The following is a 24,661-nucleotide window of genomic DNA, read 5'->3' as shown; positions in this document are numbered from 1 at the left end:
TGATGGCGAGGGGCGGTAGGTGACTGCCAGCAGGCTCCGGCCCTCGGTGGTGAGATCGCGTTGGGCCAGGGAGCGGGTGCGGCGTACCTCGGCGAGCCGGAAGGCACGGATCTCGTGGCCGGGGCGGTGCTGCGCGGCGGCCGGTTCGGTGTCGGTACGGATGTGGTGGCTGGCCCGAGCTACTCGTGAGGGTGGACTTGCCCCGTACCGGGCACCCAGTCCGAGTCGACGCTCACGACGCGCCTCGCAGGTAGGCGAGCACGGCCGAGACTCGGCGGTCCGAGTCGGGGTCGAGATCGAGCTTGGCGAAGATGTTGCCGACGTGTTTGCGGACCGCCGCCTCGCTGACGACGAGGTGTTCGGCGATGGTCGGGTTGGTGTAACCCTCAGCCATCAGTGCGAGGACCTCGCGCTCGCGTTGGGTGAGCGCGGCCAGCGGACCGTGGTTGCGGCGTCGGGCGAGGAGGTGGCGAACGACGTCGGGGTCGACGACTGTGCCCCCTGCGGTCACGCGATCGAGATTGTCGAGAAAGTCGTGGACATGGCCGACCCGGTCCTTGAGGAGGTAGCCGATCCCGCCGCCCGTGGTGGACTCGAGCAGATCGGCGACGTACGCGTCTGCGATGTACGCAGACAGCAGGACGATCGCGATGTCGGGGTACTGGGCGCGGATGGCGACGGCGGCGCGGAGTCCTTCGTCGGTGTGGGTCGGTGGCATACGGATGTCGGTGAGGACGAGGTCGGGCTGTTGGTTGGCGGTGTAGACGAGCAGTGCGTCGGCGTCCGCGACCGCGGCGATGACCCGGTGGCCGGCCTTCTCCAGAATTCCGGCGATTCCCTCTCGCAGGAGTGCCGCATCCTCGGCGATCACGATTCTCAGTGGCCTTTTCAGTTCACGCTGATAGGGCATGTCATTCTCACGTGGGTTGGGCCTCCGGGCGGGCTGGTGATGTCGAGGGTGCCGTCGATGGCGTCGATGCGGGCGGCGAGTCCGGCAAGCCCGGACCCTCGGGCGGGGTCGGCGCCACCGTGGCCGTCGTCGACAACGGTCATGGTCAGGGTGTTGCCGGCCACCCAGGCGTGCACCTGGGCGCCACGGGCGCCGGAGTGGCGGGCGACGTTGGTCAAGGCCTCGCTGACGAGGAAGTACGCCGCGGTCTCGACTCGTGCGGGGAGTCGCCCCGCCACGTGGAGGTCGGTGTCGACCGGGACCGGGGAGCGGTCGGCCAGCTCGTGAATCGCGGCGGCGAGTCCGTGGTCGGTGAGCACCCTGGGATGGATGCCACGTACCGTGGCCCGCAGGTCCTCCAAGGCCTCCTCGGCGAGGGTGTGGGCTCTGGTGACCAGGTCGAGTCCGGGGCCGTTGTCCAGTTCGAGTTCGGCCTGCCCGAGCGTCATGGTGAGAGCAACGAGGCGTTGCTGCGCGCCGTCGTGCAGGTCGCGTTCGACGCGGCGACGCTCCGCCTCGAAGGCGTCGACGAGTCCGGCGCGGGAGCGGCGTAGTTCGGTGACCGCAGCGACCAGCCGCGCCTCAGGTGGATCAAGCAGGAGTCGGGTGAGCGCGGCCTGGGCGCTGGCAAGGACGGTCACCAGATAAGCGGCGACGGCGAGGGCCAGGACCCCGACCGCTAGGGCGGGCCAGGCCTCGGCGGCGGCATCGATCCGCCAACCGAACACCTCCACCGCGCCGTAACGGACCAGGACAGGCGCGAGGATCAGCACGATCGGGGTCATGATCGCCAGCGTCAGCACGACGGCGTCAACGAGCCACCCGACCGTCGCGAGGAGGACGGCGTAGCCGATCTCGGACCACGAGACCGGCAGGGTGCGCCAGGTGCGCAGCCGTTCCCGCAGCCTCGGGTGATCGCCACCGGACGGCTGCGGAAGCACGAGCCGGAGCCGAGCCCGCTCGATCTCGGCGATGACGGTTGTCACCAGCGGGACGCTGGCCAGCAACAGGAGTCCAGCCACGATCACGGCGGTCAGCAACCCGAGACCGATCACTGCCGCGAGCACCAGAAGTACGCCGATCCCGAGCGGCACCGTCGAGACAAGGTAGGCAAATGACCTCCACGGCCAGGCCGAGATCAGGAAACGCCACGGCTTACCGCGTACGGCGGACCAGGCGTCGGCGTGGAAGCTCACGTGGCCAAGCGTAGGAGGCGCGAGTGGCGTTGACGGTAGCGCCAGCGCTACCCCGGATATCGCGCGTGAGCCAGTGCGCGGGACTCGCGGACTGGCTGGACTGGACGCATGACGACGCAGACACTGACGGCACCCGCTGTCGCGCTTGAGAGCGTGACCCGCACGTACCGCTCCCGTGCGGGCGGCGTTCACGCCGTGCGTGGCATCACCCACGCCTTCGCTGCCGGTAGCTTCACCGCGATCATGGGCCCCTCGGGTTCCGGGAAGTCCACCCTGCTCCAACTTGCAGCCGGACTCGACAGGCCCAACCACGGACGGGTGACCATCGGCGGCACGGCTCTGGACACCCTCAGCGAGACCGCCTTGACAAAGTTCCGGCGGACCTCGATGGCATTCATCTTCCAGTCCTACAACCTGCTCGATGCCCTGACGGCCTTCGACAACGTCGCCCTGCCGGCCAGGCTCGCGGGACTGCCGGTCGACGGGGCGGCGGTGACCGACGCGCTGGATCGGGTCGGGCTGCGAGATCTGACGACGCGCCGGCCACCCGAGCTCTCCGGCGGCCAGCAGCAACGGGTCGCGATTGCTCGCGCTCTCTACGGCAAGCCCAACGTGATCTTCGCCGACGAACCCACCGGTGCACTCGATCGCAACACCGGTCGCGAGGTCCTTGCACTGCTCCGCACCCTGGCCGACGGCGGACAGACCGTCGTGATGGTAACCCACGACCCCCTCGCCGCCTCCTACGCCGACGAGACCCTCTTCCTCGCCGACGGACAGATCGTCGGCAGACTCCAGCGCGCCGACGCCGCCGCCATCGCCCAGCGCATGAACGAGATGGAGCAGCGATGAACCGGCTCTCCCGCCAGACCGTCCGCACCTCGTGGCCCGCCTATCTCGGCGCCTTCGTCGCCCTCGCAAGCGGCGTCGTCCTGATCGCAACCACGGTCAACCTGATCGGCTCGGTCGACGCCACCCTCACCGGCCTCGGCAGCGCGGCGACCCAGGAGCACCGACACCAACTCGACGATCTGACCTCGATGTTCGGCATCATGTCGGCGATCTCGCTGTTCATGGCGATCTTCGTCGTCGGCAGCACCTTCGGATTCGTCGTCGCCACCCGCCGCCGCGAACTCGGACTCCTGAGACTCATCGGCGCCACCGGGCGTCAGGTGCGCCGCCTCGTCCTCGGCGAGTCGGTCGTTGTTGCTGCCGCTGCGGTCATCGTCGGATGCCTCATCGCAACACCGCTGGCGGCGCCCGTTCTCGACCTGATCCGCCGCATCGGCCTCACCGACCTCCATCTGGTCGCCCCTCCGGCGTGGCTGTCCTGGGCGGTCGCCGCCCCCAGCGGCACAGTCGTAGCGCTGCTGGGAGCCTGGCGCTCCTCCCGCCGGGCCGCCCAGGTCCCACCGTCTGCGGCGCTGCGCGAGGCAGCCGTCGAACGCAGCCGCCCCAGCATTCTGCAACTGGTCGTCGGCACCCTCTGCCTCGCCACCGTGGTCACCGTAACCGTCCTGACCCAGCATGCGGAGCCGCTCTTCGCGCTGGTGACCTCCATCCTGCTGCCCGAGGTCATCGTCATCGGACTCATGTCCTTCGGCACCCTGCTCGTCCCACGACTCGCAGCGCTCCTGGCGCGCCCCTTCGCCAGCCGCGACGTCGCCGCCCGGCTGGCCCGTGACGAACTGCGCGCCGCCGTACGCACCACCACCTCGATCGCCGCGCCCGTCATCGCGATCTCGGCCATAGCCGGCTCGATGTTGCTCGCGCTGAGCTTCACCGCCGACTGGACATCAGCCCAGGACCGCGCCCAACTCACCGCACCCCTGGTCGTCCGCCCCGGCGCCGGGCACGAGGCTGAGACCGCGACCAAGTTGACAGGAGATCCTTCCGTGAAGCTGGTCGACGCCCGCCGCCGCCTCACCGTGCCGTTCGGCGATGACGGCAACGAGCGTCTGGAGGTCGACGCCGTCGACGTCACCACCGCGGCTGCGGCTCGTGGCCTGCGCGCCATGAAGGGGAGTCTCGAGGGCCTTCACGGGTCCACCGCCGCGGTCTCCGAGACCCAGGTGATCGACAGCGGCATCGGACTCGGCGGCCACCTCAAGGCCAAGGTCAACGGCCGGCTGGTCGACCTGACGATCGTCGCCGTCGTGCCTGCCGCTCCCGACCTCTACGGCGAGATCCTCTTCCCCGCCGACCTCGTCGCCGAGGACCTCGACAAGGCACCAGCCGGCGAACTGTTCGTCGTCCTCGAACCAGGTACCGAACGCCGCGCGGCCAAGGCAGCTCTCGGTCAAGCCCTGACCGGCACCGACAGCCAGGTACTGACGGCTGAGGACTGGATCACCGACGTCACCGACCAGGTCCGGCACAGCAACAACTTCGGCCTCACCATCCTGCTCGGCCCCGCCGGGTTCTACGCCGCCATCGCCGTCGTCAACGCCACCCTCATCGGCGCCACCCAACGACGCCGACAGCACCGAGCACTCGGCCTGCTCGGCGCGACCCGCGACCAGTTGCGCCGCACCGCGCTCTGGCAAGCCACCCTCATCACCGGCGCCGGTCTGGTCCTCGGCGGACTCACCACCACATACCTCGGCTGGCTCGTCCGACGAACAGTTACCGCCGACCTCGCCAGCACAGGAGCACATGTCTCGATGACCATTCCATGGCTCCCCCTGCTCGCGATTGTCTCGGCCTGCGTCGGCCTCGCCGTGGCAGCGGCCACAGCAGGTGCAGCGGGCCGCCAGAGCCGGGCCACGACTTCATGACCGGCGCGAGCCGGCGGCGGCCAGACTTGCACGAGCGCCTCACCCCAGCGTGGGCGCACGACACCACGAACGTGTGTCGGCGACGCGTGAGGACTGACCCTCGGCCGAGATCACGTCGCAAGTCGTTCCCGGACGGAGGCGGCAGTCGGAGGTGGTGTCCCGAGCTCCTCGACGGGTATGTCGACGGCAGGCTGGGCGGTGAGAGATGCGCGTTCGATCCGATCGAGGCGGAACCACCGAATGGCCTCGCGCTGGTGGCAGCGCGCCACGAGGAACCAGTGTCCCGCCGTGAACGCGAGCAGCTGGGGGTCGACCCGGCGGGTGGTCGGCGCACCGTGACGATCGCGGTAGTGCAGCGAGAGGACCCTGCGCTCCTGAAGGGCATGCTCGATCGCGTTGCGTGGACGTGGGTCAGCTGCGTCGACAGCGGTGTGGTCGATCCAGATGCGCTCGGACAAGGCGTCCGCGTGCCGACGCGCCTGCGGGTCCATCACCGCCAACACTTTCACCATGGCAGCTCGGGCCTGCATGTCGAATGGTTGTCCGCGGTGCGCCACGATGGCCGCAGCAAGCGCGGAGGCTTCGGCGGCCGTGAAGTTCACCGGTGGCAGGGTGGCGGCAGGATCGACGACGTATCCGCCAAACCGGCCCGTGCGCGCCCAGACTGGAAACCCGCCCTGTTGCAAGGCGGAGATGTCGCGTTTGACAGTGCGGACGCTGATCTCGAAGGCGGTGGCGAGCTGCTCGGCAGTGCGGCCTCGGGGTCCGGAGCGGCGGAGATCTTCGCGGATCGCGTAGAGCCGGTCGGTGCGGTTCATGCATGAAAGGGTGCCATAACGGTGACATCCAGCGCATCCAGAGTGAACGCATGAGGCAGTTGAGAGAACCCATTCTGTTGTTGAGCGGTGCCGGTCTTCCCGCCTGGATCTGGGACCGGGTACGCGAAGAACTGGCCGCATCGCATCAGACGGTGGTCGCCGAGCGACCGCGCCATGATCGCGCTTCGCTCACGGAGTACGCCGCCGCGGCGCTGGATTCGGCACCGTGGGAGCGGTTCGCGGTCGTCGCGCACTCCAGTGGCGGGGCCCTCGCGGCGCAAGCCGTGACCCTCGCACCTGACCGGGTAAGCGCGTTCCTGGCGGTCACGGCAGTCGTGCCGAAGCCGGGACGCAGCTTCGTCGCGTCGATGCCGTTGCCGAACCGGCTAGTGCTGAGCCTGGCAATGCGGCTCGCTGGCACCCGACCGCCCGATGCCGTTATCCGGCGAGGCCTGGCCAGCCGGGTGGATACGGAGACCGCCGACCGCATCGTGGCGGACTTCAATCCCGAGTCTGTGCGTCTTTACCGGGACAGGCTCCAAGGCGCCGGTTTTCCCGAGCGTCGAGGCTACCTCTCCACCAGCCAAGACACGAGATTCCAATCGCACTGCAACAGCGATTCGCGCGCAACCTCGACCCGAGCTGGATTGAATCCCTCGACAGCGGACACCTACCTATGCTCGAAGCGCCCGACGCGCTCGCCCTGCGAATCGAGAACTTTCTCGCCAACAACAAACCCAGTTGACCAAGACGGCTGCCGGTCCGCAACACCGGACAGGACGGGCGCGCTACTGCGGCCGCGCCCGCTCCGCTTCCCGGCCCGCGAGCCAGTTGTCGAAGGTCGTGGGCGCTATCCGGGCATCCGGTCCCGGCAGCAACACGTTGCCCGCCATGTCCGGGCCGAGGATCGCCTCCCACGTGGGAACGAGTGTCATCTCGTGCCCGAGCGCCCGGTGGGTCCGGCGCGCCATGTCGACGAGATCCTGGCGATCAGGGCCTGCCACGTCGCGGTGGCGTCCCTGGGGCGGGCCGCCGGCGACCTCGGCGAGAACCTCGGCGACGTCAGCCGGTGCGATCGGTTGGACCAGCAGCGGCGCGAGGTAGGCGATGCCGTCGTGTTCCGTCCACGTGGCCACCGTGGCGGCGAAGTCGAAGAACTGGGTGAAGGGCACGATGGTCCACGGCACATTTCCGGCCGATACCAAACGCTCCTGCTCCCGCTTGCCGGAGTAGTGCGCGGTTCCGGCGATGCGGTGCACCTCGACGATGGAGAGCAGAACGTGGTGCCGGACCCCCGCACCCTGCTCGGCTCGCAGCAGATTCCGGGTGGCGGCGGCGAAGTAGGCCACGGTGGCCTCGCGGTCAGCCGGTGGCGCGCTGATTGCGTCGACGACGACGTCGACCCCGGTCAGCGCCTCGTCCAGCCCTCGACCAGCCACCAGGTCGACACCGTGCGACCGGCTGATCGGAACGGGATCGTGGCCGTGACGGCGCAGGGCGGCCACAGTCAGCGACCCGATGTTGCCGGATGCGCCAGCGACGGCCACACGCATGCCTGGCTCCTTCCCAGACCCGATGCAAGGCGCACCGGAAGTGACCAGGAACCACGGACCCGGACCGCTGACGAGCACTGCCCCGGATGATGACCGGCCTGGCCGGCGAGCGCCTCTGCGGATGGCCCCACACGTCCCCGGATCGAGGGCGCTAACGCCTCAAGCTGAGCCCCAGGCTAGGCGAGGATGACGTGCTGTGGGACCGGAACCGAGCCATTCACTTTCGGTGGTGACGGCGGGTGCCCCTCAGCCGAGCAGGAGGAAATGCCATCAGGTGAAGGGCTCCAACGCCCTCGCCGAGCCCGGGAACGAAACCGGTGAAAGCCGCTGCATCCAGTCGGAGACGGTGTAGTGGAAGATCACTACCGCCAAGGGCTGCGACGAACCGCAACAGATCGATCTCGTACCGTCGCTTCACGGCAGATGCACTGGCCCGTACCGGGTCCGGGCGGCCCCGGTGCTCAGCGCCCAGTAGCGGTCGCCGAACGACCAGTGCCACCATTCGGTCGGGTAGTTGACCATGCCGGCAGCCGACAGCGCCTGGGCCAGGATGCCGCGATTGGTGCGGGCCTGCGGGGAGATGTCGGGTGATCCGGTGAAGCAGGCGTTGGCGCTGTCCACCGGGCTGGCGTTGATGCTCGTGCCCAGGTCCAGTTCGAGCCCATCGGCCGTACAGAGCGTGAGGTCGGCCGTCCCGCCGGTACTGTGCGGGGCCACCTCGGGCGGCGAGATGTACTTGCTGGCCTCCACGTGCCGGCGCGCCGAGTCCCAGTCCGGGTACCTGCGGCGCAATTCGTCCCTGTAGCTCTCGAAGTAGGTCGTCTGCAGGCTGAGCGGCCGGTACCCCTCGATGACCAGCAGCCGCAGCCCTCCGGGCAGCGCCCGCTGGGCGGTGAGCAGACGCTGCACCGTCGCCTCGCGCAGGTGCGCGTAGGCCCCGGCCTCGTCGGCCAGCCGGTCGTCCACCCGAAGATCCGCGACCTGGCGTACGTCGACCAAGGCCTCTCCGTTGTCGCCCAGCGGGATGGCCGAGATTCGCCGATCCGACAGCAGGATCATGACCGATACCGCCCAGCGGCGTCGATGATCGCGCTGGCCACGGCCGTGGCCGCATGGGGCCGGCCGTGTTGACAGGCGGCGTTGGCCAGCTCCTGGCGTTGTTCCGGGTGGTCGAGCAGCACCATGATCTCCTCGTAAAGGCGGTTGGCGGAGGCGTCGCGGCCGGCGAGCATACGGGAGGCGCCGGTGTCGGCGAGGTGCCGTGCGGTCCGCCGCTGTTCGTCGCCTCCGGTGGGGATGAGCGGGATGAAGACGCATGCCTTGCCCAGGGCGGTGAGTTCGGCGACGGTGCCGGCGCCGCTGCGCGCGACGACGATGTCGGCTGCCCGCAGGACATCGGGCAGCTCGCCGTGGACGTAGTCGACGGCCCGGTACCTGCTGCGCAAGTGTTCCGGAAGGGCGGCCGCGACCCGCCGCATCCGGTCGAGGGAGTAGTCGCCGCACTGGTGCAGCACCTGACATTTCGGCAGGAGCCCGGAGAGGATCTCGGCGATTAGGTTGTTGACCTGGACGGCGCCCTGGGCACCGCCGGTCACGTAAACCAGCGGCAGGCGCGGATCCAGGTGGTACGCGGCGAGCGCCCGGTCGCGGTTGCCCGTGAGGATCTCGGGCCGGATCGGGTTGCCGGTGATCACCGCGCGGGTTCTCGCTCGGACGGGCAGATGGTCGATGGAAGACTCGTGACTCAGCAGGACGCGATCAGCGAGGAGGGCGAGGATCCGGTTCGCCAGCCCGAGCGTGAGGATCTGCTCGTGCATGACCAGCGGGCGGCGGGTCAACCAGGCGGCGATCCCGATCGGGACGGAGACGTATCCGCCGGTGGAGAAGACCACGTCGGGCCAGGTGCGCACCACGATCATGATGGCCTGGAAGATGCCGAGCGGCACGCGGAAGGCGTCGGCGACGTTGCGGCCCCACTCGTGCAGGTCCGGCGAGCGGCGCAGTTTGCCGGTGGTGATCGCCGTGAAGCGTATGCCCTCCTGCCGGGCGATCCTGGCCTCCAGTCCATGGGCGACGCCCACCCAAAGGATGTCCGGTGCGGTGCCGGCTGCCGCCAGCCGGTCGCGGAGCGTACGGATCGCGGTCAGCGCCGGGTAGGTGTGCCCGCCCGTTCCCCCGCCCGTGACGATCATGCGGAGACCATCGAGATGTTCGGCGGTGTAGACGGCCATCAGCAGGGACTCGGGCAGGGGGAGGCGGTGTCGCGTCGGTGCAGTGCGCCCTCGATCAGGATGTCGAGCAGCGCCGAGAAGTCGATTCCGGCCAGCTGCCAGATCTGCGGGTACTGGGAGGCGGCGGTGAATCCGGGGAAGGTGTTGACCTCGTTGATCACCGGCTCCCGGCAGTCTCCGGTCCACCCGTCGCCGTGCTCGGCGTCCGGATCCGGAAGGAAGAAGTCGACGCGGAGCAGCCCACGACAGCCGAGCGCGTGGAATGCCTGCACCGCGCGGTCCTGCAGCAGCCGGGTGGTGCCGGCGTCGAGTTGGGCCGGGATGTCGAAGACGGCGCCGCCGTCGTACTTGGCTTCGTAGTCGAAGAAGGCAGCGGTCGCCACCCGTATCTCCAGCGGCGGCCCGGCCTCGACGCGGCCGTCGGGGTGCTCGAGGACGGCGACGTCGATCTCGCGCCCGTGTACCCCGTGCTCGACGAGAACCTTCGCGTCGCTCTCGCGCGCGAGCCGCAGGGCGGCGGGCAGCTGCGCCCATTGTTCGACCTTGGAGACCCCCAGGCTGGAGCCGGCCCGGGCCGGTTTGACGAAGACGGGCAGCCCCAGCCGCTCCTGATCCCGCGACGACAGCTCCTCGTCGGGGCGCAGCGTCACCCCGGCGGCTACGCGCAGGCCGTCGGCGGCGAGGAGTTTCTTCGTGACCGGCTTGTCCATCCCCGCGGCGCTGGCGAAGACACCGTTTCCGACAAACGCGACGCCGAGCCACTCCAGCATCGACTGGACGGTGCCGTCCTCACCGTATGGGCCGTGCAGCGCCGGAAACACCACGTCCTGACCGCCCAGCGTCTGCAGCGCCTGCGCGAACGTGGCTCGGTCGCCATCCACCCGCCACCGGCCGTCCCGCTCGATCAGCACCTCGGTCACGTCGTAGGTGTCGCGGTCGAGATGGGCCAGGATGCTCTCCGCCGAGCGTCGGGAGACGTCGTGCTCCCCGCTGCGCCCACCGAACAGCACCGCCAAGCGAACAGTCATGATGTCGCCGCTTCCCCGTGTAGGTGTACGCGCGCCACTCGCGCGCCGATTCCGGTCAAGACTTCGTGCGGGTTGGTGCCGGCCCACTGCGCCCACTGGGCGGCCGTCGGCTCGGCCGGGTCGGGCGAGCCGGGCTCGGCGCCGGGACCGAAGACGACCACCGGATCGCCGAGCGCTACCGGTAGATCGCCGACATCGACGACGCACTGATCCATGGCGATGCGGCCGACGATCGGGCATCGTCGACCAGCGAGCCAGACCCATGCGCGGCCCTCGGCGGTGCGCGACAGGCCGTCGGCGTACCCGAGCGGCAGCAGAGCGAGCGTGGTCGGCCGATTGGTCACGTGGTCGGGCCCGTACGAGACGCCGGTCCCGCCGGGCACGCGCTTCAGGTTGATCACCCTTGACCGCAGGGTCATGGCGGGTCGCAGGCCGAAACGGCGGGGACCGGTCGCGCCAAAAGGGTCGACGCCATACATGGCCAGGCCGATCCGGCAGAGATCGAACCGGGTCTGCGGGGCGGCCAGTGCCGCCGCCGAATTGGCCAGATGCACCACTTCGGGGTCAAGCCCGGCATCCCGAGCGATCCTCAGCGCCTCCCGGAACGTTGACAGCTGCCGGGCGATGCTCGGGCAGCCCGGCACGTCGGCGTTCGCCAGGTGGGACCACACCCCGCGGACCCGGACGCTGCCCGCCGCCTCGTGCTTGCGAGCCCAGGCGACCAGTTCGGGCCATTCGTCGCCGCTGGCACCGTTGCGTGACAGACCGACGTCCACCTTGAGCTGGACCGCGGCGGGCACACCGAGATCCGTGGCCGCGTTGGCGATCGCGCGCAGATGGGTCAGGGTCGACACCGCGATGTCGACGTCCGCGGCGATCAGGCGGGTGAAGTCCTCGTCCGGCCGGTGCAGCCAGCTCAGGACGGGCGCGTCGATGCCCGCCGATCGCAGTGCCACCGCCTCCGTCGCCGAGGTCACGCCCAGCCAGTCGGCGCCGGCCCCCAATGCGGCCCGCGCCACCGGCACCGCGCCGTGCCCGAACGCGTCGGCCTTCACCACGGCCATCAACCCGGTACGTGCGATCGCCGCGATCGTCCGGATGTTCTCCGCGATCGCCGCAAGATCGATCACGGCTTCGGCCAGCTGGGCACTTTCGTTGATCACACCGGTCCCCGCGCGCCGGCCGCGCGTACCCGGCGTCACCCGGCAGCCCTGGGTTCGACGGGCGGTTCAGCCGGCGGTTCGGCGGCCCCGTGCCCGCCGACCGCGGCGGCCCGGCGCACCGCGAGCGTTTCCCGGATCCGCCGCCGGACCGCCCGCCGCTGTTGCTCGTCACGGCGGACTGGACGTGCTGGTCCGAAGATCATGTCCGGCTCCTGACTGACATGACGGCACGGTAGGCAGCCTGTTGTGAAGAACCCTTGAAGAAGCGGTGGGCCAGCTGTGCGGATCTCCCGCCCGCCGCTCTCCGGAGCCCGCCCACATCAGTTCTTCACGGGTTTCGGGTTTACTTGACCCCCGCCACCACCAGGCAGAATGGGGAAACATGAGCGCGCGGATCCTGGTCGCCGAGGACGACCCCAAGCAGGCCAACCTGGTACGGGTCTATCTCGAACGCGAGGGGCACAGCGTGCTGCTGGTCGGCGACGGGCGGGCCGCGCTCGACCAGTGCCGGTCCCGCCGGCCGGACCTGGTGGTCCTCGACGTGATGATGCCGGTCGTCGACGGCCTCGACGCGTGCCGGATCCTGCGCGCCGAATCGGAGATTCCGATCCTGCTGCTGACCGCCCGTACCACCGAGGACGACGTCCTGCTGGGCCTCGATCTCGGTGCCGACGACTACCTCACCAAGCCGTACAGCCCGCGGGAGCTGGCCGCTCGGGTGCGGGCGCTCCTGCGCCGGGCCCGGGTGGTGAGCGCCGACAACCGGGCGGTGCTGCGCGTCGGCGAGCTCGAGGTGGACGCCGCCCGGTTCGAGGTACGCGTCGGCGGCCGGCCGGTCGCCCTGACGGCCAAGGAGTTCGGCATCCTCGAGGTGCTCGCCGGCGAGCCCGGGCGGGCGTTCACCCGGGCGCAAATCATCGACCGGGCCTTCGGATTCGATCATTTCGTGCTCGAACGCACCGTCGACGCGCACGTGATGAACCTCCGCCGCAAGATCGAGGACGACGTTGCCGAGCCGCGGTACGTGCAGACCGTCTACGGCCGCGGCTACCGGCTCGCCGAACCGGAGCCGGAACCGGCGGCGACGCCGACGCCCGAGGGCACGCCCGGAGCCAGCCGGTGAGTTTTCGGCTACGGGTGCTCTGGCTGGTCATCCTCGTCGCGGTGAGCGCGACCGCGGCGACCGCGTGGCTGACCCTGCGGCAGGCCTCACAACAGATCAACGACTCGGCCACCACCGACCGGGCGCAACTCGACCAGGTCGTCGCCCGACTCAGGACGTACGGCAGCCAGCACGGCACCTGGGAGGGCGTGCCCGACCTGGTGCAGGACCTGCGCACCCAGACCGGTCAGCGGATCCACCTGGCCGCCGACACGGGCGACGTGATCGTGGACACGGACACCCAGGAGAACCGCACCGCCCGGCCGCTCGGCACGATGGTCGGGTTGGTCGACCCGCGGCCGGTATTGAATCTGACCGCATTGCCAGCGGAGCCGGCGGTCCGGGAGAAAGGAGTGGTCGGCGCGATCGCCGCCTACCGCACCGGCGTGCTGTTCGCGGCCTGCCTGACCCGGGCATCCGTCCCTGTTGTCGCTTCACCCACCAGCACGGGAGTTCCGCAGTTCGACGTCGACCTGAGCGCGGCCGCCGTGCGCGATCGCCCGGGCGTCGACGAGATCGTCGACGGCTGTCGCGCCGTCGCGGCCCAGCCGGACCGGGACCGGGCGGCCGGCGCCGACCGGGTGCAGGGCTGCAGCGCCCTGACGGCGGTGGAACCACTGGATTCCTGCCTGGCCCAGGTCTTCACCAATCAGATCAGTGACGTCGCGCCGGTACCCGCCCGGGTCTACCTTGGCGCTCGTGGCGATCCGGCGTCCGCGCTGGCGGCCGGTCCGCTGCTCGCCGCCGCGGCGGGCGTGGCGGCGGTCGCGATCATCGGCACCGTGCTGGTGAGCCGGCAGGTGCTGCGCCCCATCGGCACGCTCACCACGGCCGCTCAGCGGCTCGGCCGGGGCGACCTCACCGGACGGGTGCCGGTGCGGGGCAACGACGAGCTGGCGGAGTTGGCCCGGTCGTTCAACCGGATGGCCGACTCCCTGCAGCGCGGGGAGGAGCGGCAACGCCGGCTGGTCGCCGACGTCGCACATGAACTGCGCACCCCGCTGGCCAACCTGCGCGGCTATCTCGAGGCGCTCGCCGACGGCGTGATCACGCCGGATCAGGATCTCTTCGCGTCACTCCACGAAGAGGCGGTGCTGCAACAGCGCATCGTCGACGACCTGCAGGACCTGGCCCTGGCTGAGGCCGGCAACCTCGCGTACCACCGGGTCACGGTGGATCTGGCCGAACTCCTGGAGACCTGCCGCACCGCCCACCACGCCCGGGCGGAGTCAACCGGGGTGTCGTTGCGCGTGGCGGCCGAGCCGGTTGCGGTACACGCCGATCCCGACCGGCTCCGCCAGGTGGTGGGCAATCTCGTCACCAACGCCCTGAGGGCAACCGCTGCCGGCGGCAGCGTCCGGCTGGTCGCGAGCCGCACCGACACGCAGGCGATCGTCCAGGTCGTCGACACCGGCTCGGGAATCGCAGCGAACGCGCTGCCGCATGTGTTCGACCGGTTCTGGCGGGCCGACGCCGCGCGGGGCCGCCGTACCGGGGGCAGTGGCCTCGGCCTCGCCATCGCCCGGCAGATCGTCACCGATCACCAGGGCACCATCACGGTCGCGAGTGAGGTCGGCGTCGGGACGACATTCACAATCACGCTTCCCTGCACCGACTAGCGCTGTACCTGCCAAGAATTACGCCCGGGCTGGCCAAGCGGGATGTTCGTACTCGGGTACACCTCACGGCACGTGGGGACAAAGGCGAGCTGACTCGGACTGGGCCACCTCGGTGTGGTCGACGTCGCCCCTCGCGCCGCGGCATCTGTGCGTGGTCACGGGAGTCCCGCCGCGGTGGCTCTCGAAGCACCTCATCGGCGCGGTCATCCCCGCCCCGCTTCCTGGCCTGCCACCGCCGCCAACGACCAGTTCGTTCATAGGCGTTGGCTATGACGGCGGTCCGGGAATGTTCACTACCGGGAGATGCGGCGTTCGCGAAGCCTGGAACGGTGATCGTTCTTGCTGACGTGCCCAGCCGCCGCCGCGCACCCGTCAGGGCCACCGGGCTCGGCGCGGCGGTGTTGCTGGGACTCGCCGCGACGGTTGCCGGAACGCTGGTCCCCGTGGTCGGTGCGCCCGTCTTCGCCGTTGTCGCCGGGGTCGTGCTGAGCCCGCTGGCACGGCGCCGGTCCGCGGCGATGGCGCCGGGGCTGAGCCTGGCCAAGGGCCTGGTGCTGCAGTTGTCAGTCGTGTTTCTCGGCGCTCAGCTGTCGCTCGACGAGGTGCTGTCGGTGGGCGCGGGGTCGTTGCCGGTGATGCTGGGCACGCTCGGGGTGTGCCTGCTGTTGGCCTGGTTGGTCGGCCGGCGGCTCGGCGTTCCCCGCGATCTGCGCACCCTGATCGGTGTGGGCACCGGTATCTGCGGCGCCTCCGCCATCGCGGCCGCGACACCGGCGATCCGGGCGAAGAGTAACGACGTGGCGTACGCGATCTCGACGATCTTCCTCTTCAATGTGGCCGCCGTGCTGGTCTTTCCGCCGCTCGGGCACGCGCTGGGGTTGAGCGCGCACGCGTTCGGGCTCTTCGCGGGCACCGCCGTCAACGACACCAGTTCGGTGGTGGCCGCCGCGGGCGTGTACGGCCAGGACGCCGTCGGATACGCCGTCGTCGTCAAGCTCGTCCGCACCCTGATGATCATCCCGGTCGTCCTCGTCCTCACCACCCTGAGCCGCCGCCGCGCGGACCTGCCGGAGACGTCGAAGGCCCGGCTCGCAGCCTCCCTCGTGCCCTGGTTCCTGGTCGCATTCCTCGCCGTGGCCGCGCTGAACACCGGTGGACTGATCCCCGCCGCCGCCCAGGCCGCTCTGCACCAGGTGGCGCTGCTGTTCATCGCGATCGCCCTCGCCGGCGTCGGTCTCTCCACCGACGTGGCCGCCCTCCGCCGCGCTGGTGCCAGGCCGCTGCTGCTCGGCCTGATCCTCTGGGCCGCGGTCAGTTCGACCAGCCTGGGCCTGCAATACCTGCTGACTCGATGACGAGGCACGGGACGGGCCGGACGGCCAAGCACCTGTGACAGACTGCGCGGGATGCCACTGCCGCCCTGGATAAGCGATCTGCCGGCGCTCGACCTGCTGCTGTCCGTCGCCGAGACGGGAAGCGTCGGGCGCGCGGCGCAGGCGCACGGGATCACCCAGCCCAGCGCCAGCGCGCGGCTTGCGAAGCTGGAGCGGCGGCTCGGCGTACCGCTGCTGGTGCGTTCGCGGCGCGGGAGCCTTCTCACGCCCGCCGGCGAGGCGGTCGTCGCCTGGTCGCGCAACGTCGTCGACGCCGCGCAGGCCCTCGCCGACGGAGTTCTGGCGCTGCGCGCCGACCAGCAGGCGCGGCTGCGTATCTCGGCGAGCCTCACCGTGGCCGAGTACCTGCTGCCGGCCTGGCTGCTGAGCCTGCGCCGCACCCATCCCGAGCTGCACATTTCGGCCGACGTTGCGAACAGCCACGGCGTTGTCGAGGCCATCCGCTCGGGCGCGGCAGACCTTGGGTTCGTCGAGTCACCCGACATCCCCGCCGACCTGACCGCCCGCGCCGTGGGCGACGACCGGCTCGCCCTGGTCGTCGCCGCCGGCTATCCCCTCGCCGCGCACGCCTGGCGCGCACTGCGGCCCACCGACCTCGCCGACCAGCCACTGCTGCTGCGCGAACCGGGCTCGGGCACCCGCGACACATTCCTGAACGCGATCGCGCACGCCCTCGGCTTCGCACCGTCGCTGCCACACGCCATCAGCCTCGGCTCGACCACCACGATCCTTTCCACGGTCCGCGCCGGTGGTGGCATCGGTGTGATCAGCGCGCGCGCAGCCGCGCCCGCTGTCGCCGCGGGAGAACTGGTCGAGCTTCGGGTCGAGGGCCTCCCGCTGACCCGCCCGCTGCACGCCCTCTGGCTGGGCCGCACCCCGACCGCCCTGGCAGCGGAACTGTTGGCGATCGCCGCTGCTGCTTCCGCTGATTGATGGATGGAACGTCGCGTTAGCCCAGGAGGGGTGCCCAGGTCGCCGTCATGGGCGCCGAGACGGCGGTGGGGTCGGTGAGATCAGGCCGTCCCGGCGGGTATCGGAGGCCGCTGTCCGCTCGGTGGCCTGCGGCGTAGGTCGAACGTGTCTGGGTGCCGGGCGAACGCCCAGGTGCTACCGGCGAAAGCGACCAGGCACAGCGCTGCCGGGACGAGGAAGCCGATCTGGTGTCCCAGCGTGGCAACGGACACCATGGCCACGAGACTTCCGTTGATGGTCGCTACGTTCTCATGGCTGAGGTATATCGACGTGGCCATGCCGGCACGACCTGCCATCAACCGCTGGGCGAGGTCGATGCCGGCTATGACCGTGGCGGCGCCGAAAACCGCGTAGACGACCTGCAGCAGCATCAGCAGCCCAGGTGTGGTGACAATGACGAGGCCGCCGTAGTAGACCACGCTGGCGGCAGCGCCCACCAGGAACACTTTGCCGCGTCCCCAGCGCACGGCCGCAAACGCCATCGCCGGCATGAGGACCAGTTCGCACAGTGGTGGCAGCGCGAGCGCGAATCCAGTCAGTTGCAGCGGGCCGTGCAGGGATACGGTCATCAGGATCGGTAGCTGGGACAACAGCATGACGCGTCCGCTGGAGAACAGCACCATGACGACCACGAGGATCAGCAGTAGCCGTTGACCACCGGCTGTCCTCTCCCGGACACCGTGCCTGCCATCGGTGCCCTCGTCCATGAGCGGCCGTGGTGTGGCGGTGGCAACGGCGCCGCGCCCGCGGAGCAGGTACCACGACAGCGCCAGACAGCCGAGGCAGACGAGAGCAACGAGCCGGAAGAGCGGACGTGCCCCGAGGTAGGCCAGGCCGAGCCCGCCGATACCGAATCCGGTGAACGAACCGATGGACAGCACGATGCGCATCATGGCGATCACGGCGGTGGAGGTGGCGGTGCCGTCTCGGCGTTCGACGAGGTCACGCGCGTAGGCCATCAACTGCGCGTTGGGGACGCCAACCGCGCAGAAGAAGACGACCCCGACGGCGAGCATCGCCGGGTACGATCGCACGCTCGCCAAGATCGCGTAGCCGATGCCCAGCCACGCAAGGCTCGCCGGAATGATCACACGCCGGACGCCGCCACGGTCGGAGACGTGGCCCGTTGCGAGCATCACGGCCATGCTGGCTAGCGCGACGACGACGAAATTGATCGTCACCAGGGTGTCCGATGCGCCCAGTTCGTCCCTGGCGAACAACGACAGAACGCCGAGCGCCGCGAACGACGCCGTCGAGCTGACCAGCATCAGCATCATCAATGGCCGGTATGGCGCTGTGGCACGCCACCCAATCCCGAACCGGCCAATACCGCAGGCGCCCCGCCGAGCGTCGGTTTCCGCCACCACCAACACCTCCCGTCCGACGTCGGACCGGTGGCCACTGGCCACGTGACCTACCTACCGCGGCAAACATTCGATCCAGCTGCGAGCGGATGCGTACATCCTGAGGCCCAGCTCTTGAGATGCGAGCCCGACGAGCAGACCGCGGGAGGATACGAGGACAGTTTCCAGCTTGGGCGTCGCCGGCGCGAGCGGCGCGGTACGGTCCAGGGTCAGCCTCGCCGCTGTCGCGGTGACTTTCCTCCTCGGTACGCCGAATCGCGCACCCGTACCCGCGACCGCCGAGCCGGACCTGGCTTAGGTGCCCGGCTGAATCACGATCCCGGCGTCGGTGGCCGGTACCCTCCGCTGTCGGCTTGGTGGCGCAGGGCGAAGATGGCCGCTTGGACACGGTCCTGCAGATCGAGCTTGGTGAGGATACTGCTGACGTGGGTCTTGACGGTCTGCTCGGCGATCGCCAGTTCCCGCCCGATCTGCCGTTCGTACCGGTCGGAACGATCGCCCTGCGCGGCGCGACCGATGAAGCCCGCAAGGCGAACACGGGTCGCATCCCACCGGCGCGCGTACCCACACGGCGCTCTACGAGGTGGACGCCAACCTCACCGCCACTAACGTCGGGCTCTTCGCCTGCGGCGGTGCCGTGACGACGACAGGGCTCCAGCCTGGCGCGGCCCCACACGAGCTCCGACCTGACCGCCTTGTTGGATGACCTACGGACCGGACCGTGATGACTCCGGACCGTTAGGTCGAGCCGGGCCAGCCGATGGCGGACGATCGCCATGTCCGGTAGTCGCCAGCGGTCATGCTGTCCACCGCCAACCCGGCTCGACTATGAAAAAGGGGACGCATCTCTGACCACTGGGAGTCCATGACCATGCCACTCTCGGCCCTGCACCGGACGAGTGCCGCCGTCACCTCGCTCGCCGTCGTGGTTGGCCTGCTGAGCGCGGTGCCGTGGTCCGCGGCGAACGCGGCGACCTCCACCGACGGCCTCGCCCCGGCACCGGCCGCGCGGGTTGTCTCCCTGGGCGGTGGAGCCGAGGTCGCCCTGACGCCGCTCGGAGACACCGGCGCCACCTCGCTCGCCCCACTGCCCGGCCCCGACGGTGTGGCCCCGGGCCTTGTCGTCGCGACGAGCAAGACGGGCACGACCGTCCAGACGACCGATGCCGCGAGCACGCCGACCATGATCGAGGGCCACGCGGCCCTTGTGGACGCCGGCGCTGCCGAGGCCGTGCCGCTGCGCTTCTCCGCAGTGGGCCGGGATGGCCGCGCCGCCCAGGCCTACATCACGGTGTTCGACCTTGAGCACGGCGCGGCGTGGACCCGGCAGATGGCCACCGACCCGGCTCCGGGCAACGAGTGCTCCGAGGCCACCTTCGCCCGGACCACCTGCGTGCTCGTACCGCCCGGCGAGTACTCGGTGATGGCGTTCGTCACCACGCTGCCCGCCGAGAAGCCGACCATCGGAAGCAGCCGCACGTTCCAGAACATCTCGCTCGTGGGCGAGCCGGAGACGACGGTGAGCGGCGAACGGGCCTTCACGTTCGACGCCCGCGAGGCCCGGCAGCTCACCATCACGACCCCGGGACGCAGCACCAAGGTGCCGCCGCAGGGTGCCATGCTCATCGGCTACGACCGCACCGCCGCGGACGGGTCCGCAGTCCACCTGGACATGCGCCCGGCATACCTCCTCGACCAGCACTTCTACCTGCAGCCGACGCCGCAGGTGTCCATCGGGACTTTCCAGGCGCGCACCCGGGTCCGGCTGGAGGCACCCGACATCGCCCTGTCCGCGCCGACCGCGCCGACCCTGCACCCCGAGTACGTCGACCCGACCTGGTTCTCCGACGTCGCTTCGGACTTCCCGGTCGTCAACGGCCGCTCCCGTCTCCCCGTGGTGGACGTCGGCCACGCCACGGCGGCCGATCTCGCCGGCCAGCAGCTGCACGGCGCGTTGGCGCTGGTCACGTACTCCGCCGACATGTCGATCGCGGAACAGTCCAACAATGCCGCCGCACACGGCGCGGGCGTGGTCGTGATCCGCAACGACGGCCCCGGTGACATCAGCGACCCGGGCGGCACCGGGGTCAAGCTGCAGGTGCCGACGATCCGGCTGAACCGGGCGGAGGGTCTCGCGCTCGCCCACCTCCCTGAGGGGGCCATGGTGACCGTCGAGGGAGAGCCGGCCAGCCCCTATGTCTACGACCTCTACCTGAAGGTGAAGGACCGGATCCCCGAGGAACCCACCTACGTCGCCCTCACCGGGCAGCTCGCCACTCAGGTGCGTCAGGTGTACGGGCAGCCGACGCTTCCCTCGACGTTCTCCGAGGCGGCGTACCCGTGGCAGCCCGGCAACTCGTTCGTCGTCTCGACGGTGTTCCCCTTCAAGGGCGGGCCGCGTACGCGCACCGAGTACCGCATCCCCGACCCTGACACGGCATGGAATTACGCGGTGCTCGCTCCGGAGTCTCCCTACAACGCGATGTTCCCCAAGGCGCCAGTGCTGCCGATGAACCTGACCATGCCGGGGCGCCAGGCGTACTCGGACCGCGAACAGGACCAGCTGCCCTTCGGCCGGGCGCCGGTAACGGCGGCCCCACATCCCGCTCGGCCCGTCCAGCGCTCCGGTGATCAGCTGCGCGTGGCCGTTGAGGGCTTCACCGACGCGGACGGAAACCACGGAACGGAGTACACCCACCCGAGTGGGGTGCACACCCATCTCGAGATCCGGGCCGACGGCGCCCTGGTCGGGGAGACGGACAACCTCCCCTCCGGCACGGTCCGGCTTCCGGGCGGCGAGTCTCGTGTCTCGATCTCGTTCACCGCCGATAACCCCCAGGCGTGGAACGAGCTGTCGACGCACACCGAAACCGCCTGGAGCTTCCCGTCGACGACGACCGCCAGCGATGCTGCAGAGAGCCAGCCGCTGCTGCTTCCGGACTACGACGTCGACGTCGACCTGCACAACCGGGTCCGGGTCGACCTCCAGGGCCGAGTGGCGTTCGACCTGCGCCTGGGGCACCCCGACGGCGTATCGTCCACGCCGGCCGGCGAGCCGACCATCGACGCGTCGTACGACGACGGTGCGACCTGGCGACCGGCGGCCGTCACCCGCGGTACCGACGGCTGGCGCGTCCAGCTGCCGGCGGGCAGCGGCCTGGTGTCGCTACGGCTGCACGCGCAGGACACCGGCGGCTCAACGGTCGACCAGACCATCGTCCGGGCCTTCGACGTCGTGCACTGAGCTCTCAAGCCAACCGAGCCGGACCGCCTGCGCGCCCGCCTGGAACCGCGTGCGGACGTGCAGGTGGTCCATCAGCTCCGCGATCCGGCGGCTGAGCGTGCGGGTGCTGGCGCCCAGCCGTCGGGCGACCGCGTCGTCCTTCGCACCCGAGGCGAGCAGCGCGGCGAGCTGGCGATCGCTGAAGCTGCCCTCCTGCGCTGGGGCGACGATCGGCGTCGCCTGCGCCCAGAGCAGCTCGAAGAGCTGGGCCAGCGCGTCGAGGAGGGTGGAAGGTCGGATGCAGACCGCCACGTCAGCGCTCTGCGCGCCGAGCGGCAGGATCGCCAGCCGGCGGTCGCCTATCGCCAGCTTCATCGGAAGGTCGGTGTGCACCCGGGACCGCTCTCCCGCGCCGGCTGCGTCCTGGACCTCCTCGAGCGCACCCGGCAGCTCCAGCGCCTCTGGGGCGTAGATGCCGCGCACCCGCACCTTCGCGCGCAGGAGCCGGCGGACCGAGTTGTCCGAGCGCCGTGGATCGGCGACGTACGGCGGGCGATCGAGCACCATGAGCTCGTGCCGGGTGGTGCTGAGCAGGTGCTCGAACCGGGCAGCGATCGCTGCGCCACCGACCAGCACCTCGACGATCTCCTCCGGGCGGAACCGCTCCTCGGCGGGCATCTCGGCGAGCAGGTTGCGCGCGGCGAGCTGCGTGCGCGCCAGCTCCTCACGGCGTCGATCGACCAGCGCGTCAACGGCGACGTCGGGCCGCGCCGCCCGCATCCTGGCGGGCTGGCCGGGCAGCCGGTGCACCAGGCCCAGCTCCTCGAGTCTGCTCAGCGAGCTGCCCACCTCGGCCGCGCCACGGTCGAGGGCCGCGGCGAGGTCGCGCTGGGACGCCCCGGGGCGGGACAGGAGTTCGCGGTAGACCGTCTCGTCCTCGGGGCGGACACCGATCGGCTCGAGCACTCGCCTATTTTGCCCCCGTCGGCCGGGCGACCACCCAGGCACCCGGCCAACGGTGGCGAGGTCCACGTGCGACCGGGGCGACGATTGCGCTCGCCGAACGGCAGGCGTACCTGCGGATAGCGACGCGGGCGTCGTCCACCAGGTTGATCAACCCGGGCCGTGCTGTGGTCGGCAGGCCGACCGTCCGTTGCATCGATCTGCCACAGGTAGTTGGCAACCAGAGCCGGGGTGTCGGCCCACGGTCGTATCGCAAATCCGCTGGATGGCACATTTACTACGAAAGGGTGTGTTTAGCTCCAGCGGTAGGGGGTGCTTTCCGCCGAGGAAGGGGGCTGGTGTGCACGGACGCGCGATGCAGGGTCTGCTGCATTCGTTTCTCCTGCTCCTGATCTTCGAGCGGCCCGGTCATGGATATGACCTGATCGACCGGCTCAGAGCCATGGGATTGCCTGATGTGGAGCCGGGCCACGTCTACCGGGTGCTACGCGGCCTGGAACGCGAGCGGTCGCTGATCTCCGTCTGGGAGACCTCCGGGGCGGGGCCGGCGCGCCGGTGCTACGAGCTGACGGCCAAGGGCCGCGGTGATCTTCGATCCTGCATCGCTCGCCTGACCCAACTCGATCAGGTGATCCGGGCCTGCCTGCAGCGCTCGGCAGACGCCTTCGCGACGCCGCGTGGCGGACATCATGATCCGTACGCCGCTTCCCGACGCTGAACGGAGAACCCTTGCAAACACCCGTCTTTCCAGCAGTTCACCGCGCCTTCACCCGCCGGGTGGCACCCGGGGAGGCGCTCGCCGGCGATTCCGCGCTGATCGCCCGGACCTGCTACGAAATGGCCGTACGCTTCCATCGCGGCGGGAAGTTGATCGTCTTCGGTAACGGCGGACCGGCAACAGATGCCCAGCACGTCGTGGTGGAGTTCGTCCACCCGGTCATCGTGGGCAAGCGGGCGCTGCCGGCGATCTCGCTGACGAACGACGCCGCGACCCTCACCGGGATCGCCCAGGCGGAGGGCTTCGACGAAGTGTTCGCCGCTCAGCTGCGGCTGCTCGCCGCCCCGGAGGACATCGCGCTCGGACTGTCCGCCGACGGCCGCTGTGCCAACGTCCGGCGCGGTCTGGTGACAGCCCGCGAGCTCGGTCTGCTCACCGTCGGGCTGCTCGGCGGCGACGGCGGTGACATCGCTCGGGACGCGGTCGCCGACCACGTCGTCGTCGCCCGCTCCGACGACCCGTGCATCGTCAAGGAGGTGCACATGACGATCTATCACATCCTGTGGGAGCTGGTGCACGTGTTCTTCGAACAGCCTGGACTGCTGGAGACGGAGACGATCCAGTGACCTCGCAGCCGATGCCGCCGGCCCGGGTCGTGCCCGAGTGCCACGACGACGTTTGTATCACCTGCTCCGACGTGGCGGTCGCCGTCCGGGTACGCGAACTGACGGCCGACGGACTGGCCGTCGTCGACACGGACGCCGGACCGGAGGAAATCAGCGTGGCCCTGGTCGAGGCAAGACCGGGCGACGTCGTGCTGGTGCACGCCAAGGAGGCCATCGCGGTCGTGGAGAAGAATTCATGAGCGCCCAGGTCGACGGCGCCATCGGAGCCCTCTACCCGTTCCTCGACACCCAGCCGACCGACGTGAACGCGGTGCTCGCCGCGGTGGCCCGGTCTACCGCCGAGAAGGCGGCGGAGATCGTCGCCCTCCGCGAATCCCTGGTCGCCGAGCACGGGCAGCGGTTGCTCGACTGCGCCCGCCGGTGCGCCGCGGCCGTCCGGGCCGGCGCCACGCTGTTCGCCTTCGGCAACGGCGGAAGCAGCACGGACGCCCAGGACGTCGCACAGCTGTTCCTGCATCCGCCGAAGGCCGCCCGCCCGTTGCCGGCCATCTCGTTGACCCACGACGTCGCGCTGATCACGGCACTGTCCAACGACGTGGGGTTCGAAGTGGTCTTCGCCCGACAGTTGGCGGCGTTCGGCCGGGCCGGGGACATCGCGGTGGGACTGTCCACGAGCGGCGGATCGAACAACGTTGTGCGGGCGTTCGAGGAGGCGGCCCGCCGTGGCATGCTCACCGTCGGGATCGCTGGATACGACGGCGGCCGGATGGCGGAATCCGAGGCCATCGACCACCTGTTCGTGGTGCCGTCGGCATCCGTGCACCGGGTCCAGGAGGCGCAGACGACGGTCTACCACGTGCTCTGGGAACTCACCCAGCAGGCGCTGGCCGACGAACTGTGACCGG

22 protein-coding genes and 1 pseudogene are annotated in these 24,661 nt (G+C 70.1%); 12 read left to right on the top strand and 11 right to left on the bottom strand.

The features are described 5' to 3' along the window. The first annotated feature begins 60 nt into the window (after nucleotides 1-60). Nucleotides 61-189: a hypothetical protein gene (locus ACZ6S5_RS27540; RefSeq protein WP_466004970.1), complete on the top strand. Its 129-nt coding sequence runs from the start codon at nucleotides 61-63 to the stop codon at nucleotides 187-189. Between the two features lie 43 nt (nucleotides 190-232). On the opposite strand, the gene ACZ6S5_RS27535 is transcribed toward ACZ6S5_RS27540, so the two are convergent. Together ACZ6S5_RS27535 and ACZ6S5_RS27530 are read right to left on the bottom strand one after the other, a co-directional pair. Continuing rightward, nucleotides 233-880 (bottom strand): response regulator transcription factor, encoded by a 648-nt coding sequence (locus ACZ6S5_RS27535; RefSeq protein WP_466004981.1) that lies wholly within the window; start codon nucleotides 878-880, stop codon nucleotides 233-235. Between the two features lie 8 nt (nucleotides 881-888). Further along, entirely contained in the window at nucleotides 889-2,145 is a 1,257-nt protein-coding gene (locus tag ACZ6S5_RS27530) for a sensor histidine kinase (RefSeq protein ID WP_466004968.1), read from the bottom strand. A 108-nt stretch (nucleotides 2,146-2,253) separates the two neighbouring features. Here ACZ6S5_RS27530 and ACZ6S5_RS27525 point away from each other — a divergent pair, with 108 nt between their 5' ends. Next, the gene (locus ACZ6S5_RS27525) at nucleotides 2,254-2,997 is read left to right on the top strand and encodes an ABC transporter ATP-binding protein (protein ID WP_466004966.1); all 744 of its coding nucleotides are present in this window, start codon (nucleotides 2,254-2,256) and stop codon (nucleotides 2,995-2,997) included. Further along, a complete protein-coding gene (locus tag ACZ6S5_RS27520; RefSeq protein ID WP_466004964.1) occupies nucleotides 2,994-4,922 on the top strand; it encodes an FtsX-like permease family protein in 1,929 nt (642 codons plus the stop codon). Before ACZ6S5_RS27525 ends, ACZ6S5_RS27520 begins: the two co-directional genes overlap by 4 nt. A 110-nt stretch (nucleotides 4,923-5,032) precedes the next feature. Here the strand turns inward: ACZ6S5_RS27520 and ACZ6S5_RS27515 are convergent, their stop codons facing one another. The 6 genes from ACZ6S5_RS27515 to alr all read right to left on the bottom strand — a co-directional run bounded on the left by ACZ6S5_RS27515 (nucleotide 5,033) and on the right by alr (nucleotide 11,715). Further along, nucleotides 5,033-5,740, bottom strand: coding sequence for a helix-turn-helix transcriptional regulator (locus ACZ6S5_RS27515; RefSeq protein WP_466004963.1), 708 nt, complete (start codon nucleotides 5,738-5,740; stop codon nucleotides 5,033-5,035). A 788-nt stretch (nucleotides 5,741-6,528) separates the two neighbouring features. Next, entirely contained in the window at nucleotides 6,529-7,293 is a 765-nt protein-coding gene (locus ACZ6S5_RS27510) for an SDR family oxidoreductase (RefSeq protein WP_466004980.1), read from the bottom strand. Between the two features lie 414 nt (nucleotides 7,294-7,707). Next, nucleotides 7,708-8,352 carry a M15 family metallopeptidase gene (locus tag ACZ6S5_RS27505; RefSeq protein ID WP_466004962.1) on the bottom strand — a complete coding sequence of 215 codons (645 nt, stop codon included), beginning with the start codon at nucleotides 8,350-8,352 and terminating at the stop codon, nucleotides 7,708-7,710. Continuing rightward, entirely contained in the window at nucleotides 8,349-9,524 is a 1,176-nt protein-coding gene (locus ACZ6S5_RS27500; protein ID WP_466004960.1) for a UDP-N-acetylglucosamine--N-acetylmuramyl-(pentapeptide) pyrophosphoryl-undecaprenol N-acetylglucosamine transferase, read from the bottom strand. The genes ACZ6S5_RS27505 and ACZ6S5_RS27500 overlap by 4 nt, the downstream gene beginning before the upstream one ends. Beyond that, nucleotides 9,524-10,552 carry a D-alanine--D-alanine ligase family protein gene (locus tag ACZ6S5_RS27495; protein WP_466004959.1) on the bottom strand — a complete coding sequence of 343 codons (1,029 nt, stop codon included), beginning with the start codon at nucleotides 10,550-10,552 and terminating at the stop codon, nucleotides 9,524-9,526. Before ACZ6S5_RS27495 ends, ACZ6S5_RS27500 begins: the two co-directional genes overlap by 1 nt. Further along, a complete protein-coding gene (gene alr, locus ACZ6S5_RS27490) occupies nucleotides 10,549-11,715 on the bottom strand; it encodes an alanine racemase (RefSeq protein ID WP_466004958.1) in 1,167 nt (388 codons plus the stop codon). Before alr ends, ACZ6S5_RS27495 begins: the two co-directional genes overlap by 4 nt. 382 nt (nucleotides 11,716-12,097) lie before the next feature. Here alr and ACZ6S5_RS27485 point away from each other — a divergent pair, with 382 nt between their 5' ends. The 4 genes from ACZ6S5_RS27485 to ACZ6S5_RS27470 all read left to right on the top strand — a co-directional run bounded on the left by ACZ6S5_RS27485 (nucleotide 12,098) and on the right by ACZ6S5_RS27470 (nucleotide 16,823). Continuing rightward, nucleotides 12,098-12,838 (top strand): response regulator transcription factor, encoded by a 741-nt coding sequence (locus ACZ6S5_RS27485; RefSeq protein ID WP_466004956.1) that lies wholly within the window; start codon nucleotides 12,098-12,100, stop codon nucleotides 12,836-12,838. After that, the gene (locus ACZ6S5_RS27480) at nucleotides 12,835-14,496 is read left to right on the top strand and encodes an ATP-binding protein (RefSeq protein ID WP_466004955.1); all 1,662 of its coding nucleotides are present in this window, start codon (nucleotides 12,835-12,837) and stop codon (nucleotides 14,494-14,496) included. Before ACZ6S5_RS27485 ends, ACZ6S5_RS27480 begins: the two co-directional genes overlap by 4 nt. Before the next feature lie 269 nt (nucleotides 14,497-14,765). After that, nucleotides 14,766-15,851, top strand: a complete 1,086-nt coding sequence (locus ACZ6S5_RS27475) for a YeiH family protein (RefSeq protein WP_466004954.1) — start codon at nucleotides 14,766-14,768, stop codon at nucleotides 15,849-15,851. A gap of 51 nt (nucleotides 15,852-15,902) precedes the next feature. Then, complete coding sequence (locus ACZ6S5_RS27470; RefSeq protein WP_466004952.1) at nucleotides 15,903-16,823, top strand: LysR substrate-binding domain-containing protein; 921 nt, start codon at nucleotides 15,903-15,905, stop codon at nucleotides 16,821-16,823. A gap of 80 nt (nucleotides 16,824-16,903) precedes the next feature. Here ACZ6S5_RS27470 and ACZ6S5_RS27465 read toward each other — a convergent pair whose 3' ends face one another. Then, nucleotides 16,904-18,139: an MFS transporter gene (locus ACZ6S5_RS27465; RefSeq protein ID WP_466004951.1), complete on the bottom strand. Its 1,236-nt coding sequence runs from the start codon at nucleotides 18,137-18,139 to the stop codon at nucleotides 16,904-16,906. A gap of 398 nt (nucleotides 18,140-18,537) precedes the next feature. Continuing rightward, a pseudogene (locus ACZ6S5_RS27460) lies at nucleotides 18,538-18,699 on the bottom strand (response regulator transcription factor); the annotation flags it as partial. A gap of 392 nt (nucleotides 18,700-19,091) precedes the next feature. Here ACZ6S5_RS27460 and ACZ6S5_RS27455 point away from each other — a divergent pair. Beyond that, the gene (locus ACZ6S5_RS27455) at nucleotides 19,092-21,470 is read left to right on the top strand and encodes a PA domain-containing protein (protein ID WP_466004949.1); all 2,379 of its coding nucleotides are present in this window, start codon (nucleotides 19,092-19,094) and stop codon (nucleotides 21,468-21,470) included. On the opposite strand, the gene ACZ6S5_RS27450 is transcribed toward ACZ6S5_RS27455, so the two are convergent. Continuing rightward, nucleotides 21,423-22,415, bottom strand: coding sequence for a helix-turn-helix domain-containing protein (locus ACZ6S5_RS27450; protein ID WP_466004948.1), 993 nt, complete (start codon nucleotides 22,413-22,415; stop codon nucleotides 21,423-21,425). The genes ACZ6S5_RS27455 and ACZ6S5_RS27450 overlap by 48 nt on opposite strands. 352 nt (nucleotides 22,416-22,767) lie before the next feature. Here ACZ6S5_RS27450 and ACZ6S5_RS27445 point away from each other — a divergent pair, with 352 nt between their 5' ends. The 4 genes from ACZ6S5_RS27445 to ACZ6S5_RS27430 are packed head-to-tail and all read left to right on the top strand — an operon-like array spanning nucleotide 22,768 to nucleotide 24,657. Beyond that, the gene (locus ACZ6S5_RS27445) at nucleotides 22,768-23,130 is read left to right on the top strand and encodes a helix-turn-helix transcriptional regulator (RefSeq protein WP_466004947.1); all 363 of its coding nucleotides are present in this window, start codon (nucleotides 22,768-22,770) and stop codon (nucleotides 23,128-23,130) included. 59 nt (nucleotides 23,131-23,189) lie between these two features. Next, entirely contained in the window at nucleotides 23,190-23,756 is a 567-nt protein-coding gene (locus ACZ6S5_RS27440) for a D-sedoheptulose-7-phosphate isomerase (protein WP_466004945.1), read from the top strand. Then, nucleotides 23,753-23,995, top strand: coding sequence for a HypC/HybG/HupF family hydrogenase formation chaperone (locus tag ACZ6S5_RS27435; protein WP_466004943.1), 243 nt, complete (start codon nucleotides 23,753-23,755; stop codon nucleotides 23,993-23,995). The genes ACZ6S5_RS27440 and ACZ6S5_RS27435 overlap by 4 nt, the downstream gene beginning before the upstream one ends. Next, on the top strand, nucleotides 23,992-24,657 hold the full coding sequence (locus ACZ6S5_RS27430) for a D-sedoheptulose-7-phosphate isomerase (protein ID WP_466004941.1): 666 nt from the start codon (nucleotides 23,992-23,994) through the stop codon (nucleotides 24,655-24,657). Before ACZ6S5_RS27435 ends, ACZ6S5_RS27430 begins: the two co-directional genes overlap by 4 nt. Nucleotides 24,658-24,661 lie beyond the last annotated feature (4 nt).

It is taken from the genome of Micromonospora sp. NPDC051924 (assembly GCF_055586005.1).
Note: the sequence above shows the minus strand (reverse complement) of the source record. Positions and strands in the feature narration are given on the sequence as shown.